The organism is Mycobacterium sp. P2_H7 (assembly GCF_056403275.1).
In genome coordinates this window covers 14906-31116 of the sequence record NZ_JBFUFU010000010.1, presented here as the reverse complement: position 1 = coordinate 31116, position 16211 = coordinate 14906, and the positions used below count along the sequence as shown (strand labels likewise).

Here is a 16211-nt window from a genome sequence, read left to right as displayed (position 1 = left end):
AACAGCACTATCGAGGCTACCGTGCCCGCGACGTCCCCCGACACACTTCTCTGCCGACGGGGGTCAGGCCGTCAGCCCAGGATGAGACCCGACGTCGGGACACCGGTGCCGGCAGTCACCAGCACGTGCTCGACGCCCTCGACCTGGTTCACCGAGGTGCCCCGCAGCTGACGCACGCCCTCGGCGATGCCGTTCATCCCGTGGATGTAGGCCTCACCCAGCTGACCGCCGTGGGTGTTGATGGGCAGCCGCCCACCGATCTCGATGGCGCCGCCGGCGATGAAGTCCTTGGCCTCACCCTTGCCGCAGAAGCCGAGCTCTTCCAACTGGATCAGGGTGTACGGGGTGAAGTGGTCGTACAGGATCGCTGTCTGGATGTCCGCGGGCGACAAACCGCTCTGTTCCCACAACTGACGGCCGACCAGGCCCATCTCGGGCAGCCCGAGCTCATCCCGGTAGTACGAGTACATGGTGAACTGGTCGGCGCCCGCACCCTGGGCCGCGGCCTCGATGATCGCCGGCCGGTGTTTGAGGTCCTTGGCCCGCTCCGGGGTGGTGACGACGATGGCCACACCCCCGTCGCTCTCCTGGCAGCAGTCCAGCAGCCGCAGCGGCTCGGCAATCCACCGTGAGTTCTGGTGATCCTCGATGGTGATCGGCTTGCCGTAGAAGAAAGCCTTCGGGTTGGTGGCGGCGTGCTTGCGATCAGCAACCGACACCGCACCGAAATCGGCACTGGTGGCACCGTATTCGTGCATGTAACGCTGGGCGATCATCGCCACCGAGGCGGCCGGCGTGCTCAGTCCGTGCGGGTAGGACCAGCTGTATTCCACACCGCGGGAATCGGCATTGATCGTCAGGCCAGTCATCACCTGACCGAAACGGAATTCCGACCGCTCGTTGAAAGCCCGATACGCCACAACGACTTCCGCGACACCGGTTGCGACCGCCAAAGCGGCCTGCTGGACCGTTGCGGCGGCGGCACCGCCGCCGTAGCCGATCTGGCTGAAGAACTTCAGGTCACCGATTCCGGTGGACCGCGCGACCGCGGTCTCCAGATTGGAATCCATGGTGAAGGTGACCAGGCCATCGACATCGGACGGTGAGAGCCCCGCGTCGTCGAGTGCGTCGAGCACCGCTTCGGCGGCCAGTCGCAGCTCGCTGCGGCCGGAGTTCTTGGAGAAGTCGGTGGCACCGATACCGGCGATCGCCGCTCTACCCGACAGGCTCACTGCGCGCCTCCGATGGTCAAGGTGGACGTGGCGATCACGTGGTCGCCAAGACTGTTGCTACCCACCACTTTCAGCGTCACCAGCTCGCCGTCGACCGCCGTCACCTCACCCCGGAAGGTGATGGTGTCGTAGGCGTACCACGGCACGCCGAGGCGCAGTTTGATCGACTTGACGATCGCACTCGGGCCTGCCCAGTCGGTCACGTACCGACCGACCAGTCCGGTGTCGGTGAGGATGTTGACGAAGATGTCCTTGGAGCCCTTGGCCTGCGCCTTGTCCCGGTCGTGGTGCACATCCTGGTAATCGCGGGTCGCGATGGCCGTCGACACGATGAACGTCGGGTCGCCGTAGATCTGCAGTTCGGGCAGCTTGGTGCCGACGTGGACATCGCTGACGGTGAGACTCATGCTTGCGGCTCCCATGCGTACAGCGACCAGGCGGGGCTGACTTCACTGTCCGGGAAGTCGAGATACGTTGCGCGAACCGGCAATCCGATCTTCACCTGCTCAGCATCGATTCCGCGCAGCTCGCCTAGCATGCGTACCCCCTCGTCGAGTTCGACCAGGGCGATGACGAACGGCAGGCTCCGGCCGGGCACCTTCGGTGCGTGGTGCACGACATAGCTGAAGACGGTGCCCTCGCCGGATGCGACGACGTAGTCGACGGGCGCGTCCTTGTCGGCCCACACCGCGGGCACCGGCGGGTGCTGCAGGGTGCCGTCCGGGCGGCGCTGAAGGCGCAACTCGTGGGCGTTGATCCCGTCCCAGAAGAACTTGGTGTCCCGCGACGACGACGGCCGCATCAACTTGTCCGGGTCCAGATCCTCTGGCACCAGCTCAGTTTCCGCGACCGCCTGCTTGGCGGCCGGCAGGAACTTCATGATGCGCCAGTCCATGTCGGCGACTTCCTCGTCGCCGACATGCCAGCGGATCTTCTGGTTGATGAAGTAGCCCTCGCCCAGCGCGGTCTGCTTGGGGCCGATGATGCTGACGATCTCGGCGCTCATGGCGACCTGCTCGCCCGGCTTCAGATAACGGTGGTAGGTCTGGTCACAGTTCGTGGCGACCACCCCGACATACCCGGCGTCGTCGAACAACTTCATCGCACGAGCCAACGGATCGTCGTCCGAACGCGCGCGACCCAGCCCCATCATGGTCCACACCTGGATCATCGCCGGCGGCGCGACGATGCCGTCGTGCCCCGCCGCGATGGCCGCGGCGTCGTCGACGTAGATCGGGTTGGCGTCGCCGATTGCGTCGGTCCAGTGATGGATCATCGGCTGGTTCACCGGGTCCCGGCTCACCGTCGGCTCCCCGCGTCCCGACGCAATGATCGCGTCGATTCCGCTTTGCAGATCGCTCACCGCGGAACCCGGGGCACCTTGAGACCCGACGCCGCGATCATCTCGCGCATCACCTCGTTGACACCGCCGCCGAACGTGATGACCAGATTGCGCTTGGTCATCTTGTCCAGCCAGTCCAGCAGGTGCGCGGTATCCGGATCGGCCGGGTTGCCGAACCTGCCGACCACCTCCTCGGCCAGCCTGCCGACCTCTTGGATGCGTTCGGTGGAAAAGACTTTCGTGGCCGCGGCATCGGCGACGGCAATGGTTTCGCCCGACGCCGCGACCTGCCAGTTGAGCAGCTCGTTGAGCCGCCAGATGGCCTTGATCTGGCCGAGCAGATGCCTCGCGTCATCGTGTTCGATCGGGGCCACCCCGTCGGCGCCCGGCTTCTCTGCCCAGGCCCGGACGTGTTCATAGACGCCCGCGACCCGACCGGCCGGCCCGAGGCCGACCCGCTCGTGGTTGAGCTGGGTGGTGATCAGCTTCCAGCCACCGTGTTCCTCGCCGACCAACATGTCGGCGGGCACCCGGACGTCGTTGTAGTAGGACGCGTTGGTGTGGTGCGCACCGTCGGACAGGATGATCGGGGTCCAGGAGTAGCCGGGATCCTTGGTGTCGACGATGAGGATCGAAATACCCTTGTGCTTGGCGGCTTCCGGATCGGTGCGGCAGGCCAGCCAGATGTAGTCGGCGTCGTGCGCGCCCGTCGTCCACATCTTCTGGCCGTTCACGATGTACTCATCGCCGTGGCGCACCGCGCTGGTGCGCAACGAGGCCAGATCCGTGCCGGCATCGGGTTCGGAGTAGCCGATCGCGAAATGCACGTCACCGGTGAGGATTCCGGGCAGGAACTTCTTCTTCTGCGCCTCGGTGCCCAGGACCTGCAGGGTGGGTCCGACGGTCTGCAAGGTGACCATGGGCAACGGGATGTCGGCGCGGTTGGCCTCGTTGATGAAGATCTGCTGCTCGATCGGGCCGAAGCCCAGGCCGCCGTACTCCTTGGGCCAGCCGACGCCGAGTTTGCCGTCGGTGCCCATCCGCTTGATCACCGCGCGGTAGGCCTCGTTGTGCCGATCGGACTCCATGGCCGCGGCTTCTTCGGGCGTGACGAGAGTCGAAAAGTATTCCCGCAGTTCGGCTTGCAGCTTGCGCTGTTCCGGGTTCAGGTCGATGTACATACTGTTTTACATCCCGTCGCTTCGCTCGCCCATGTCACGCTCCTACCAGATCCAGCCGATACGTGGGACCACCGAGCAACCGGGTGAGGTCCTTGATCGAGGAGAAATAGCGATCCATCGGATAGGTGATGTCCATACCCATGCCGCCGTGCAGGTGATGGCTCAACCGCATCGCCGGCGGGGCCTGCGACGTCAACCAGTAGCCCAGGATGGCCAGATCGTCGGTGGCATCCAGATCCTCGGAGAGCCGCCACACCACCGAGGTGGAGACCAGATCGATGGTCCGCGAGGCGATGTAGATCTCGGAGAGCTGCGCGGCGACCGTCTGGAAGGTCGATAGGGGCCGGCCGAATTGTTCACGGGTGGCCACGTAGTCAGCAGTCAGGCGCAACGCGCCGGCCACCAGACCCGCCGCGAACGCACCCGTGGCGGCGAGCACCAACTGGTTGACCCGGCCGACGGTGGCCCCGTCCAGCACCCCGTCTACCTCGGCGTCGGCGAAGGTCACCACGTACTCGTCGGAGGCGTTGGCGGTCGGCGTCTTGGCGAGGGTCACCCCGGCCGCCGTCGGTGCGATGACCACCACCGCAGTGTCTGTGGTGACGAGCAGCCACTGCGCCGATTCGGCGTAGGGCACACCGATTTTGGTGCCGTTGATCTTTCCGCCCGCGTAGGTGGTGGTGGGCCGCTCGGGCAGGGACACACCCTGCTCGTTGAGCGCAGCCGACAGCACCGAGCCCGTGGCCACGCCCGCCAGATAGCGGTCCTGCTGCTCGGCCGAGGCGAGATCCAGCAGCGGAACCAACCCGAGACCGAGGGTTGCCAGGGCCGGACTGATGGTGCCGTGCCGTCCGATCTCGGTCAGCGCGGTGGCGACCTCGAGCAGGCCGAGACTGTCACCGCCGAGCCGATCCGGTACCGCGAGTGCGGTCACGCCACCGGAAACCAGTGCGTCCCAACTATTGTCCCGATCCAGCACCGAGGTCACCACGTCGGCGACAGCCTGCTGCTCCGGGTTTGGACTGAAATCCACCCGACTCCTCCTTGAGCCTTGTCCGGTCAGTGCCTGACCGGTCACTTACCGGTGTAGTCGACCTGCCAGTGCTTGATGCCGTTGAGCCAGCCGGATTTCAGCCGCTCGGGCTCGCCGACGGACTTCAGATCGGGCATGTGGTCGGCCACCGCGTTGAAGATCAGGTTGATGGTCATCCGGGCCAGGTTGGCGCCGATGCAGTAGTGCGCGCCGGTGCCGCCGAAACCGACATGCGGGTTCGGGTCCCGCATGATGTCGAAATTGTCCGGGTTCTCGAAGACCTCGTCGTCGAAGTTGGCCGAGCGGTAGGACATCACCACGCGCTCGCCCTTCTTGATCGTCACCCCACCCAGTTCGGTGTCCTCCAGCGCGGTGCGCTGGAAGGCCGAAACCGGTGTGGCCCAGCGCACGATCTCGTCGGCGGCGGTCCCCGGGCGCTCCTTCTTGTACAGCTCCCACTGCTCCGGATTGTCGGAGAAGGCGATCATGCCGTGCGTGATCGAGTTACGGGTGGTCTCGTTGCCGGCCACCGCGAGCATCACCACGAAGAAACCGAACTCGTCATCGGAGAGCTTCTCGCCCTCGATATCGGCTTCGATCAATTTGGTGACGATGTCCTCGGTCGGATTCTTGGACCGTTCCTCGGCCATCTTCATGGCGTAGGTGATCAGCTCGAAGGACGACATCGCAGGATCGACGTCGGCGTACTCGGGATCCTCACCGGCGGTCATCTCATTGGACCAGCGGAACAGCTTGTCGCGGTCTTCCTGCGGGACACCGAGCAGCCCGGCGATGGCCTGCAGTGGCAGCTCGCACGATACCTGCTCGACGAAGTCGCCGGAACCCTCGGCTGCGGCGGTCTCGGCGATCTTCTGGGCCCGCTCGGCCAGTTCGGCCTCCAGCCGGCCGATGGCCCGCGGGGTGAAACCGCGGGAGACGATCTTGCGCAACCGGGTGTGCTGCGGGGCGTCCATGTTCAGCAACACGGCCTTCTGCAGGTCGACCGCGTCGCGGGTCATCTCCTGGGGCCACACCGGGATGGCGCCGTCGGGTGAGCTGCCGTAGATGTCGTTGCGCTTGGACACTTCTTTGACGTCCGCGTGCTTGGTGACCAGCCAGTAGCCTTTGTCACCGAAGCCACCGGTGCCGCCGGGCACGTCGACCCAGTGCACGGGTTCGGTTTTTCGAAGTTCAGCCAGTTCCTCGACGGGCAGGCGCTCGAGGTTGAGCGTCGCGTCGAGGAGATCGAAGTCAGCTGGGATGAGGGATGGCATAAGCTTTGCGCTCCTAAGAATGCAACGTGTTCTAGTGCCAGTAAAACATGCCTCCATCGCTGATGAAAGGCACGGGGGCATCGCCGCTTGTCAGAGTAATGAAACGTGTTCTAGCCTGACGGCATGGGTAATCCTGTCATCGTCGAAGCCACCCGCAGCCCCATCGGCAAGCGCAATGGCTGGTTGTCGGGCCTGCACGCCACCGAGCTTCTCGGCGCCGTCCAGAAGGCCGTGGTCGAGAAGGCCGGTATCGACGCCGGCGATGTCGAGCAACTCATCGGCGGCTGCGTAACCCAGTACGGCGAGCAGTCCAACAACATCACCCGCGTGGGGTGGCTGACCGCCGGACTGCCCGAGCACGTCGGCGCGACGACCATCGACTGCCAGTGCGGCAGCGCCCAGCAGGCCAACCATCTGATCGCCGGATTGATCGCCACCGGCGCCATCGACATCGGGATCGCCTGCGGCATCGAGGCGATGAGCCGGGTGGGCCTGGGTGCGAACGCCGGCCCCGATCGCAGCATCATCCGTGCCTCGTCGTGGGACATCGACATGCCCAACCAGTTCGAGGCCGCCGAGCGGATCGCCAAGCGCCGCGGCATCACCCGCGCCGATATCGATGCCTTCGGGCTGGCGTCACAGGCGAAGGCCAAGCAGGCTTGGGCTGAAGGCCGCTTCGACCGCGAGATCTCCGCCATCTCCGCGCCGGTGCTCGACGAGAACAAGCGCCCGACCGACGAGTGGGCGCTGGTCACCCGGGACCAGGGCCTGCGGGACACCACCCCCGAGGCGCTGGCCGCCCTGAACCCGGTGCTGGAGGGCGGCATTCACACCGCCGGCACCTCATCGCAGATCTCCGACGGTGCGGCCGCGGTGCTGTGGATGGACAGCGACGTGGCCAAGGCCCATGGGCTGAAGCCGCGGGCCCGGATCGTCGCGCAGGCCAATGTGGGCTCCGAGACCTACTACCACCTCGACGGACCCGTGCAGTCCACCGCGAAGGTGCTGGAGAAGGCCGGGATGAAACTCGGCGACATCGACCTGGTCGAGATCAATGAGGCGTTCGCCTCCGTGGTCCTGTCGTGGGCGCGGGCGCACGAGGCCGATATGGACAAGGTCAACGTCAACGGCGGCGCGATCGCGCTGGGCCATCCGGTCGGCTCGACGGGTGCCCGCCTCATCACGACGGCGCTGCACGAACTGGAGCGCACCGACAAGAGCACCGCGCTGATCACCATGTGCGCGGGTGGCGCCCTGTCCACCGGCACCATCATCGAAAGAATCTGAGCCCGGCCGGTGTCCTTTGCAGAAGCGGACCGCATCGCAGCGGCGCAGGCCTACATCGATGCTCTGGTCACCCACCGGGCCGACGATGTGCCGTTCACGCCGGACTGCGTGCGCATCGAGATGGGTCTGAAGACCGGCCGTTCCGGAGATCACTTGCGGCGCAGCCTGAACAACGGCCCCCAGTTCAAGATCATCGAAGCGACCACCCCGCCGGAATTCAGCGTCGACGGTGACCACATCCGGGCGAGGTTCGACGTGTTGACCAAACCTCGACTGTTCGGGCGCCGGGTGTGCTCGCATGTGGACGAGACCTTCCTCATCCCGGTCGCCGACCCCAGCGGTTCGCCGAAGATCCACCACATCCGCGCTTCCCTGACACCGTTCATCAGCCGATAGGGTCCCCGCATGGCCAAGCAGTCGCGTCCGCTCAGTCCCAAGCAGGTCCAGTCGCTGAACTCGAAGGGTGTCGGCACCGCGATCAAGTGGATGTCGCGCGCTCAGACCTGGCTGTTCAAGAAGACCAACGGCCGCCTGGGTGACAAGTTCCTGCACGGTGCCGAGGTCGGGATCCTCACCACGACCGGTCGCAAATCCGGCGAGCCGAGGGACAGCCCGTTGCTGTTCCTCCAAGAGGGCAAGCGCATCGTCCTGGTCGCGTCGCAGGGCGGACGCGACACCAATCCGATGTGGTACCTGAATCTGCGGGCAAACCCGGCGGTCTCGTTCCAGACCAAGCAGGAAACCCTGGCGCTCACCGCACGTGAAGCCACCGACACCGAGCGTGACGAGTACTGGCCCAAGCTCGACGCGATGTACGCGGACTTCGTGAACTACCGCTCCTATACCGAGCGCAAGATCCCGATCGTCATCTGCGATCCCGCGTAGGCGCCAACTGCCTGGCCCCGAAGTAGGCGGGCAGATACGGCACCAGCACCGTCCCCGCAGACAGGACGGCCAGCACCGCGAACGCGGCCCGTTCACCACGTGCCACCGGGAATCCGCCTCTGCCATCGCTGATTCCGAGTAACAGGGTGAGCGCCAGCAGCAGTACGAGGCCGGTGAGCGGCAGGGCCCAGGATCGTTCGCCGGCGATTGCCAGCACCACCAGTCCCGTAACCACGATGGTCACCGGAACCATGCCCCACCAGATCCTGGCGGGGCTCAGTTGTCCGTTGTAGGCGTCGATGGGGTCAGCCTAGTTGTAGCGGCGGCGTCACCGACTGTTATCCGGCGACGCGGTGTCGCCGCCGCCCCGCTGCCGTAATTTCTTGACGCAGGTGACAGAAACGCCTCTAGACAGATTGTGAAACTTGTACATTTTGTGGACCCGACTCCCGCACCGATGGAGATTCTGATGCAAAACGGTTGGCCTCGTAGGCTTCTCGGCACAGTCCTGGCCATGTTCACCGCGGCAATACTCCTGGTGACGGCGGTTCTGCCTGCCAACGCGATGACCATCACCTTCGTCCGGCACGGCGAGTCCTACGGCAACACCTCGTGCTGCATCAACACCGAGATTCCCGGCCCTGGGCTCACACCCACCGGCCAGGACCAGGCCGATACCGTGGCGGACAAGTTGATGAACGACGGTGTCGACCACACCGGCATCTTCTACTCCGACATGATCCGGACGTTCGACACCGCGGCACCGTTCCAGAAACTGAGCGGGCTCACCGAAACGCAGTTGAACGGTCTGCACGAGATTCAGGCAGGCGCCTACGAAGGCGCGTCGCAGACTTCGGGCGTGCAACGCATCCTGTACGCACTGACCGCGTTCGCTTGGGTGACGGGCAATTACGCCGTGCCGATGCCCGGGTCGGCGGACCTCACCGGGGCGGATTTCGAGAGCCGGTTCAACAAGGCCGTCCAGACCATCGCCGACACCGGAGGCGAGAACCCGGTGGCCTTCTCGCACGGCCTGGCGATCATGGCGTGGACGCTGATGAACGTCAAGAATCCCGATCTGACCCTGATGCTCACGCACATCCTGGACAACACCGACATCGTCACGGTCACGGGCAGCCCGAAGGAAGGCTGGACGTTGGTCGACTGGGCCGGCGTCAAGGTGACGCAGAACCCCGCGTTGCCCACGAAGCTGTTCGTCAATGTCCGCGACATGGTCACCGCACCGCAGATGGCCATCCACGATGTGGTTCAGGCCCTGGGCACCCGCAATGTCGCGAAGATCGCCGCCGCCCTGGGCAAGGGAGTGGCCGACACGATCAAGGCGGTGGCGAGCTTCCCGGTCAAGGTGATCAAGAGCGTGGTCACCTCGATCCGGACCGGCACCGTCTTCAAGGGTGCCGCACCACCGGCGGCATTGGCATCTGTGTCCGCGGCGACCGCGACCTCGGCTGCGGCGACGTCAGCAGCCGTTGCGGAATCCGCGGCCGAACCCGCAACCCCGGCCGCCAAGAAGGCCCGTAAGCATTCGGCGACCACCGCCAAAGCGACCCCTCAGAGCACCGCGGCGTCGAAGAAGGACGAGCCGGAAGCCGTCAAGACATCTCCGGCCGCGTCCTCCGACGACGCGAGCGACGCCGCGGAGAAGCCCGTTACCGACAAGCCCGGAAAGCGCAAGGGCCACAAGGCCAAGCCCGAACCGAAGCCCGAACCGAAGACCGCAACGGAATCCTCGGAGAAGGCGGCCGCTTAGGCGCCGAACACCGGCAACGGGGTGCGGGACTTGGCCAGCAGGTCGCTGACCACCGGGCCGAGTTCGGCCGGATCCCAACGGGCGCCCTTGTCGGTCTCCCCGCCACGGGCCCAGCCCTCGGCGACCCGGATGATGCCGCCCTCGACCTCGAAGATCCGGCCCGTCACGTCGCGGGACTCGACGCTGCCCAGCCACACCACCAGCGGCGAGACGTTCTCCGGCGCCATGGCGTCGAAATCCGAGTCCTGCGTTGCCATCATGTCCGCGAACACGGTCTCGGTCATGCGGGTACGGGCGGATGGCGCGATGGCGTTGACGGTCACGCCGATGCGGCCCATCTCGGCGGCGGCCACCAGGGTCAGGGCTGCGATGCCGGCCTTGGAGGCGCTGTAGGTCGCCTGCCCGACACTGCCCTGCAGGCCCGCGCCCGAGCTGGTGTTGATGATGCGGGCGTCAACAGTGTTGCCCGCCTTGGACTGCGCGCGCCAGTACGCCCCGGCATGCCTCATGGTGGCGAAGTGCCCCTTGAGGTGGACGGCGGTCACGGCGTCGAACTCGTCTTCGGTCGCGTTGACGAACATCCGGTCGCGGACGATGCCCGCGTTGTTGACCAGGACGTCGAGGCCACCGAAGGAGTCCACCGCGGTCTGGATGAGCCCCTCGGCCTGCGCCCAGTCGGCGACATTGGCGCCACTGGTCACGGCTTCGCCTCCGGCAGCGATGATTTCGTCGACGACACCCTGCGCGGCGCTGCCGCCGCCGGCCGCCGAGCCGTCCAGGCCGACACCGATGTCGTTGACCACCACGCGCGCCCCTTCGGCGGCGAAGGCGAGCGCATGTGCGCGGCCGATCCCGCCACCGGCGCCCGTCACGATGACCACGCGGCCGTCAAGCAAACCCATTGCAGTTTCTCCTTTTATTTGATGTCCGCAGTTGTGGTCGACAGGTAGTGCGGCGGCTCGCCACCGCCGTGCACCGCCAGCGAGGCGCCGCTGATGTAGGACGCGACATCGGAGGCGAGAAACGCTGTGGCCCAGCCGATGTCATCGGGCTTGGCCAGCCGGCCCAGCGGCACGTTCTTCGAGATCGCGGCAATGGACTCGGCATCACCGTAGAACAACTCCGACTGCTCGGTCTCGACCATGCCCACGACCACCGAGTTCACCCGGACCTTGGGCGCCCATTCCACCGCCAGGGTGGAGGTGAGGTTGTCGATGCCGGCCTTGGCTGCCCCGTACGCGGCAGTCCCGGGGGTCGGTCGGTGTCCGCTGACGCTGGAGATGTTGACGATCGAGCCGCCCGAGTCCTGCGACTGCATCACGGCGTTGGCGTGGGTGGACACCGACAAGGCGCCGATCAGGTTGAGTTCGATGATCTTGGTGCTGAACTTCGCCGACGCGTCGGCGGCGAGCACGTACGGGGAACCGCCCGCGTTGTTGACCACCACGTCAAGGCGGCCGTGCCGGTCCACGATGGCGTCGATCAGGTTCTTCACCGAGTCGTCGTCGCGGATGTCGCAGGAGTGGAACTCATACGGCGAACCCTCCACCGGGCGGCGCGCGCACGTCACGACCGTGGCGCCCTGAGCTGCGAACACCGAGCTGATTCCGGCGCCGACCCCGCGCACCCCACCGGTCACCAGGACCACCCGGCCAGCGAGTTGCAGATTGATTCCAGCCGCGTCAGTCACTGTGCTAGCGTACCAAGCAAGTGCTTGCTTAGGTAGCGACCCTCCAGGAAGTGACTGATGATCACCACCACGACAGTCGAACCGGGCATCGTCTCGGTGACCGTGAATTACCCGCCGGTCAACGCCATCCCCTCGCGGGGATGGTTCGAACTGGGCGATGCCATCACCGCCGCGGGCCGTGACCGCAGCACCCACGTGGTGATCCTGCGAGCCGAGGGCCGCGGCTTCAACGCCGGTGTGGACATCAAGGAGATGCAGAACACCGAGGGCTTCACCGCCCTGATCGACGCCAACCGCGGTTGCTACCACGCCTTCCGGGCGGTGTACGAGTGCGAGGTGCCCGTCGTCGCGGCAGTCAACGGCTTCTGTGTCGGCGGCGGCATCGGTCTCGTCGGCAACGCCGACGTCATCGTCGCCTCCGACGACGCCAAATTCGGGCTGCCCGAGGTGGAGCGGGGCGCACTGGGTGCAGCCACCCACCTGTCCCGGCTGGTCCCCCAGCACCTGATGCGCCGGCTCTTCTTCACCGCCGCCACCGTGGATGCGAACACGCTGCACCACTTCGGCTCCGTGCACGAGGTCGTGCCCCGCGCCGACCTCGACGAGTCCGCGCTGCGCGTGGCGCGAGATATCGCCAGCAAGGACACCCGGGTGATCCGCGCGGCCAAGGAAGCACTGAACTTCATCGATATCCAGCCGGTCACCGCTCGTTATCGGATGGAGCAAGGATTCACGTTCGAGTTGAACCTCGCGGGTGTCTCCGATGAGCACCGCGATGCGTTCGCCGGTACTGATAAGGGGACCAAATGACAGACAAGCGAACAACTCTCGACGAGGCCGTCGCCTCGATCGAGAGCGGGATGACCATCGGTATCGGCGGCTGGGGTTCGCGGCGCAAGCCGATGGCCTTCGTCCGCGCCCTGCTGCGCACCGATGTCAAGGATCTGACCGTCGTGACCTACGGCGGACCAGATCTGGGTCTGCTGTGCTCGGCCGACAAGGTCAAGCGGGCCTACTACGGATTCGTGTCGCTGGACTCGCCGCCGTTCTACGACCCATGGTTCGCCAAAGCGCGCACCACCGGCGCCATCGAGGCCCGCGAGATGGACGAGGGCATGCTGCGCTGCGGCCTGCAAGCCGCCGCACAACGCCTGCCGTTCTTGCCGATTCGCGCCGGACTGGGCAGCGATGTCCGCACCTTCTGGGGCGACGAGCTCAAGACAGTCAAGTCCCCCTACGGCGACGACGAACTTGTCGCCATGCCGGCACTGAACCTGGACGCGGCCTTCGTGCACCTGAATCTCGGTGACGCCCAAGGCAATGCCGCATACACCGGGATCGATCCGTACTTCGACGACCTGTTCCTGATGTCCGCGCAGAAGCGTTTCCTGAGCGTGGAGAAAGTGGTCTCCACCGAGGAATTGGTGAGTTCGGTGGTGCCACAGCAGCTGCTGATCAACCGGATGATGGTCGACACCGTGGTGGAGGCCCCCAACGGCGCGCACTTCACCATCAACGAGCCCGACTACCGCCGTGACGAGAAGTTCCAGCGGCACTACGCCGAAGCAGGAGGCTCGGACGAGACCTGGGCCGAATTCGTCAAGACGTACCTGTCCGGTAGCGAAGCCGATTATCAAGCGGCCGTGCGCGCATTCGCGGAGTCGCTGAAGGAAGGAGCCAAGTGATGTCGGTGACCCGTGCCGAGGTGTGCGCCGTCGCGTGCGCCGAACTGTTCCGCGATGCGGGCGAGATCATGGTCTCGCCGATGACGACCATCGTCCAGATCGGTGCCCGGTTGGCGCGCCTGACCTTCTCCCCCGACATCGTGCTGACCGACGGCGAGGCGCGCATCATCGCCGACACCCCCGCCATCGGTGCGCCGGCCGCGATCGAGGGCTGGATGCCGTTCAACCGCGTCTTCGAGACCTTGTCCTGGGGCCGGCGCCATGTGGTGATGGGCGCCAACCAGATCGACCGCTACGGCAACCAGAACCTGTCCGCGTTCGGGCCGATCCAGCACCCGACCCGGCAGATGTTCGGTGTTCGCGGCGCACCCGGCAACTCCATCAACCACGCCACCAGCTACTTCGTCGGCAACCACTCCAAGCGCGTGTTCACCGAGTCGGTCGACATCGTGTCCGGAATCGGCTGGGACAAGGTGGATCCCGCCAATCCCGCCTACCGGTTCGCCAACATCTACCGGGTGGTGACCAACCTCGGCGTCTTCGATTTCAACGGACCGGACCACCAGTTCCGTGCGGTGTCGCTGCACCCCGGAGTCGAGGCCGATCAGGTCGCCGAGAACACCTCCTTCGAGGTGCACGGACTTGCCGACGCCGCAACCACCCGCCTGCCGAACGCCGACGAGCAGCGCCTGCTGCGCGACGTGATCGATCCGAAGTCGCTCCGCGACAAAGAGGTCAAGGTTTAACTCATGGGCAAGCTGGTCACACCCCTGACCGAACTGGTCGGCATCGAGCACCCCGTCGTACAGACCGGGATGGGCTGGGTCGCCGGTGCCCGTCTGGTCGCGGCCACCTCGAATGCGGGCGGCCTGGGCATCCTGGCCTCGGCGACCATGACGCTGGCGGAGCTCCAGACCGCCGTCACCAAGGTCAAGGCCGCCACCGACAAACCGTTCGGCATCAACATCCGTGCCGACGCCGGCGACGCGAATGACCGCGTCGACCTCCTGATCCGCGAAGGAGTCAAAGTCGCCTCCTTCGCTCTAGCTCCCAAACCGGACCTGATCGCCAGGCTCAAAGAGGCCGGCGTGGTGGTCATCCCGTCGGTCGGGCTGGCCAAGCACGCCAAGAAGGTGGCGGCCTGGGGTGCCGATGCGGTGATCGTGCAGGGCGGCGAAGGCGGCGGCCATACCGGTCCGATCGCCACCACGCTGCTGCTGCCGTCGGTGCTCGACGCGGTCAAGGACACCGGGATGCCGGTGATCGCTGCCGGCGGGTTCTTCGACGGCCGCGGACTGGCCGCCGCGTTGTCCTACGGCGCCGCGGGCGTGGCGATGGGCACCCGGTTCCTGCTGACCTCCGATTCGACCGTGCCCGACGCCGTCAAGCAGCGCTATCTGGATTCGGCGCTGGACGGCACCGTCGTGTCCACCCGCGTCGACGGGATGCCGCACCGGGTGCTGCGCACCGGTCTGGTCGAGAAGCTCGAAAACGGTTCGCCGGTGCGCGGTCTGGCGGCAGCGGTGGCCAACGCCCAAAAGTTCAAGAAGATGTCCGGCATGACGTGGAAGTCCATGGTCACCGACGGTTTGGCGATGCGGCACGGCAAGGAACTCACCTGGTCGCAGGTGGTCATGGCCGCCAACACCCCGATGCTGCTCAAGGCCGGGCTGGTCGAGGGCAACACCGAAGCCGGCGTGCTGGCCTCGGGTCAGGTGGCCGGCATCCTCGACGATCTGCCATCCTGCGCGGAGTTGGTCCCGGCGATCGTCGCCGAGGCCATCGCTCATCTGCAGTCGGCCGGCTCGTACATCAGTTAGCGGTACCAGTCGGGCAGCTCACCGGGCCGCAGATCAGTTTCATCACCCGGCCGGGTGAGGGTCAGGACCGCGCGCACGATGGTCGGCCGGGACTGCAGTTCGTCGGCGATCGCGTTGAGTCGCGCGGCGATGCTGGATTCGGCCGCGTCGCCCACCAGGTCGACGGCCGCGACCAGGTAGATCCGATCTGCGCCAACCCATTCCATGTGCAGGTCGCTGACACGCTCGACGTCCTTGTGGGCGAGTAGTCCCTCGAGGACCGTGTTGCACGCCAATGGACTGACACCCTCACCGGTGAGGAAATCCATGTTGCGCCCGATGAGGAACAGCGCGACCCCGCCGAGCAGCACGCCGACCAGGATGGAACCGATGGCATCCCAGATCGCATTCCCGGTCAGTTGGTGGGCCAGGATGCCGCCGGCGGCGATGACGATGCCGATCAGCGCGGACAGATCTTCGGCGAAGACCGACCGCAGCATCGGATTGGACGTCGCCCGTACGTAGCGCAACGGGTGGATACGGCGCTGCGCGGCACCGGTTTTCGTCTGCCGCAGCGCTTGCAGGAACGACGTGCCCTCCAGCAGGAAAGACACTCCGAGCACCGCATACGCCCAGCCGTAGGACGTCGACTCCGACTCCCCGCCCAGGGATTGCACGCCGTGCCAGATCGATACCGCGGCCCCGATGGTGAACAGGCCGAAGGCCGCGAACATGGACCAGATGTAGCCGGCCCTGCCGTAGCCCAGCCGGTGCGCGGCGTCCGCGGGCTTCATCGACCGCCGGGTGCCGATCAGCAGGAACACCTCGTTACCGGTGTCGGCCCACGAGTGCGCGGCCTCCGCCAGCATCGACGCCGATCCCGTGAAACCCGAGACGATCGTCTTCGCCACGGCGATAAGCACATTGGCGCCGAGCGCGATGACGACGGTCAGCAGGCTCTCGTTCTGGGTGTCGTCTTCCCCCGAATTGCCCATACACAACCCTAGGCCTTCCTACACTGGCCTCACTGTC

At 65.9% G+C, this 16211-nt stretch carries 18 protein-coding genes; 8 read left to right on the top strand and 10 right to left on the bottom strand.

Annotation, left to right across the window (positions count from 1 at the left end; all coding sequences use genetic code 11):
* Nucleotides 1-71 precede the first annotated feature (71 nt).
* Genes AC1DY7_RS15385 through AC1DY7_RS15360 form a run of 6 tightly spaced genes read right to left on the bottom strand, consistent with a single transcriptional unit; the run spans nucleotide 72 to nucleotide 6062 of the window.
* Nucleotides 72-1226, bottom strand: coding sequence for a lipid-transfer protein (locus tag AC1DY7_RS15385; RefSeq protein ID WP_477495043.1), 1155 nt, complete (start codon nucleotides 1224-1226; stop codon nucleotides 72-74).
* A 2-nt stretch (nucleotides 1227-1228) separates the two neighbouring features.
* A complete protein-coding gene (locus tag AC1DY7_RS15380) occupies nucleotides 1229-1639 on the bottom strand; it encodes a MaoC family dehydratase (RefSeq protein WP_477494571.1) in 411 nt (136 codons plus the stop codon).
* Complete coding sequence (locus AC1DY7_RS15375) at nucleotides 1636-2595, bottom strand: bifunctional MaoC family dehydratase N-terminal/OB-fold nucleic acid binding domain-containing protein (protein WP_477494570.1); 960 nt, start codon at nucleotides 2593-2595, stop codon at nucleotides 1636-1638. The genes AC1DY7_RS15380 and AC1DY7_RS15375 overlap by 4 nt, the downstream gene beginning before the upstream one ends.
* Nucleotides 2592-3755, bottom strand: coding sequence for an acyl-CoA dehydrogenase FadE29 (fadE29, locus tag AC1DY7_RS15370; protein WP_477494569.1), 1164 nt, complete (start codon nucleotides 3753-3755; stop codon nucleotides 2592-2594). The genes AC1DY7_RS15375 and fadE29 overlap by 4 nt, the downstream gene beginning before the upstream one ends.
* Nucleotides 3756-3789: 34 nt before the next feature.
* Nucleotides 3790-4788, bottom strand: a complete 999-nt coding sequence (locus AC1DY7_RS15365; RefSeq protein WP_477494568.1) for an acyl-CoA dehydrogenase family protein — start codon at nucleotides 4786-4788, stop codon at nucleotides 3790-3792.
* Between the two features lie 41 nt (nucleotides 4789-4829).
* Entirely contained in the window at nucleotides 4830-6062 is a 1233-nt protein-coding gene (locus AC1DY7_RS15360; protein WP_477494567.1) for a cytochrome P450, read from the bottom strand.
* 123 nt (nucleotides 6063-6185) lie between these two features.
* On the opposite strand from AC1DY7_RS15360, the gene AC1DY7_RS15355 reads away from it, so the two are divergent.
* The 3 genes from AC1DY7_RS15355 to AC1DY7_RS15345 are packed head-to-tail and all read left to right on the top strand — an operon-like array spanning nucleotide 6186 to nucleotide 8234.
* Nucleotides 6186-7349, top strand: a complete 1164-nt coding sequence (locus tag AC1DY7_RS15355) for a steroid 3-ketoacyl-CoA thiolase (RefSeq protein ID WP_477494566.1) — start codon at nucleotides 6186-6188, stop codon at nucleotides 7347-7349.
* A gap of 9 nt (nucleotides 7350-7358) precedes the next feature.
* A complete protein-coding gene (locus AC1DY7_RS15350) occupies nucleotides 7359-7745 on the top strand; it encodes a DUF8021 domain-containing protein (protein ID WP_477494565.1) in 387 nt (128 codons plus the stop codon).
* A 9-nt stretch (nucleotides 7746-7754) separates the two neighbouring features.
* Entirely contained in the window at nucleotides 7755-8234 is a 480-nt protein-coding gene (locus tag AC1DY7_RS15345; protein WP_477494564.1) for a nitroreductase family deazaflavin-dependent oxidoreductase, read from the top strand.
* Here AC1DY7_RS15345 and AC1DY7_RS15340 read toward each other — a convergent pair.
* The gene (locus tag AC1DY7_RS15340; protein ID WP_477494563.1) at nucleotides 8215-8478 is read right to left on the bottom strand and encodes a hypothetical protein; all 264 of its coding nucleotides are present in this window, start codon (nucleotides 8476-8478) and stop codon (nucleotides 8215-8217) included. The two genes, AC1DY7_RS15345 and AC1DY7_RS15340, sit on opposite strands and share 20 nt — an antisense overlap.
* Nucleotides 8479-8748: 270 nt before the next feature.
* Here AC1DY7_RS15340 and AC1DY7_RS15335 point away from each other — a divergent pair, with 270 nt between their 5' ends.
* Nucleotides 8749-10005 (top strand): histidine phosphatase family protein, encoded by a 1257-nt coding sequence (locus tag AC1DY7_RS15335; RefSeq protein WP_477494562.1) that lies wholly within the window; start codon nucleotides 8749-8751, stop codon nucleotides 10003-10005.
* Here AC1DY7_RS15335 and AC1DY7_RS15330 read toward each other — a convergent pair.
* Together AC1DY7_RS15330 and AC1DY7_RS15325 are read right to left on the bottom strand one after the other, a co-directional pair.
* The gene (locus AC1DY7_RS15330) at nucleotides 10002-10907 is read right to left on the bottom strand and encodes an SDR family oxidoreductase (RefSeq protein WP_477494561.1); all 906 of its coding nucleotides are present in this window, start codon (nucleotides 10905-10907) and stop codon (nucleotides 10002-10004) included. The genes AC1DY7_RS15335 and AC1DY7_RS15330 overlap by 4 nt on opposite strands.
* 14 nt (nucleotides 10908-10921) lie before the next feature.
* Complete coding sequence (locus AC1DY7_RS15325) at nucleotides 10922-11695, bottom strand: SDR family oxidoreductase (protein WP_477494560.1); 774 nt, start codon at nucleotides 11693-11695, stop codon at nucleotides 10922-10924.
* Nucleotides 11696-11752: 57 nt separating this feature from the next.
* On the opposite strand from AC1DY7_RS15325, the gene echA20 reads away from it, so the two are divergent.
* The 4 genes from echA20 to ipdC are packed head-to-tail and all read left to right on the top strand — an operon-like array spanning nucleotide 11753 to nucleotide 15200.
* Complete coding sequence (gene echA20, locus AC1DY7_RS15320) at nucleotides 11753-12505, top strand: (7aS)-7a-methyl-1,5-dioxo-2,3,5,6,7,7a-hexahydro-1H-indene-carboxyl-CoA hydrolase (protein ID WP_477494559.1); 753 nt, start codon at nucleotides 11753-11755, stop codon at nucleotides 12503-12505.
* The gene (locus AC1DY7_RS15315) at nucleotides 12502-13380 is read left to right on the top strand and encodes a CoA transferase subunit A (protein WP_477494558.1); all 879 of its coding nucleotides are present in this window, start codon (nucleotides 12502-12504) and stop codon (nucleotides 13378-13380) included. Before echA20 ends, AC1DY7_RS15315 begins: the two co-directional genes overlap by 4 nt.
* The gene (gene ipdB / locus AC1DY7_RS15310) at nucleotides 13380-14126 is read left to right on the top strand and encodes a cholesterol ring-cleaving hydrolase subunit IpdB (protein WP_477494557.1); all 747 of its coding nucleotides are present in this window, start codon (nucleotides 13380-13382) and stop codon (nucleotides 14124-14126) included. Before AC1DY7_RS15315 ends, ipdB begins: the two co-directional genes overlap by 1 nt.
* A gap of 3 nt (nucleotides 14127-14129) precedes the next feature.
* Entirely contained in the window at nucleotides 14130-15200 is a 1071-nt protein-coding gene (ipdC, locus tag AC1DY7_RS15305) for a (3aS,4S,5R,7aS)-5-hydroxy-7a-methyl-1-oxo-octahydro-1H-indene-4-carboxyl-CoA dehydrogenase (RefSeq protein ID WP_477494556.1), read from the top strand.
* Here the strand turns inward: ipdC and AC1DY7_RS15300 are convergent.
* Nucleotides 15197-16174, bottom strand: coding sequence for a cation diffusion facilitator family transporter (locus AC1DY7_RS15300; protein ID WP_477494555.1), 978 nt, complete (start codon nucleotides 16172-16174; stop codon nucleotides 15197-15199). The two genes, ipdC and AC1DY7_RS15300, sit on opposite strands and share 4 nt — an antisense overlap.
* Between the last annotated feature and the right edge of the window lie 37 nt (nucleotides 16175-16211).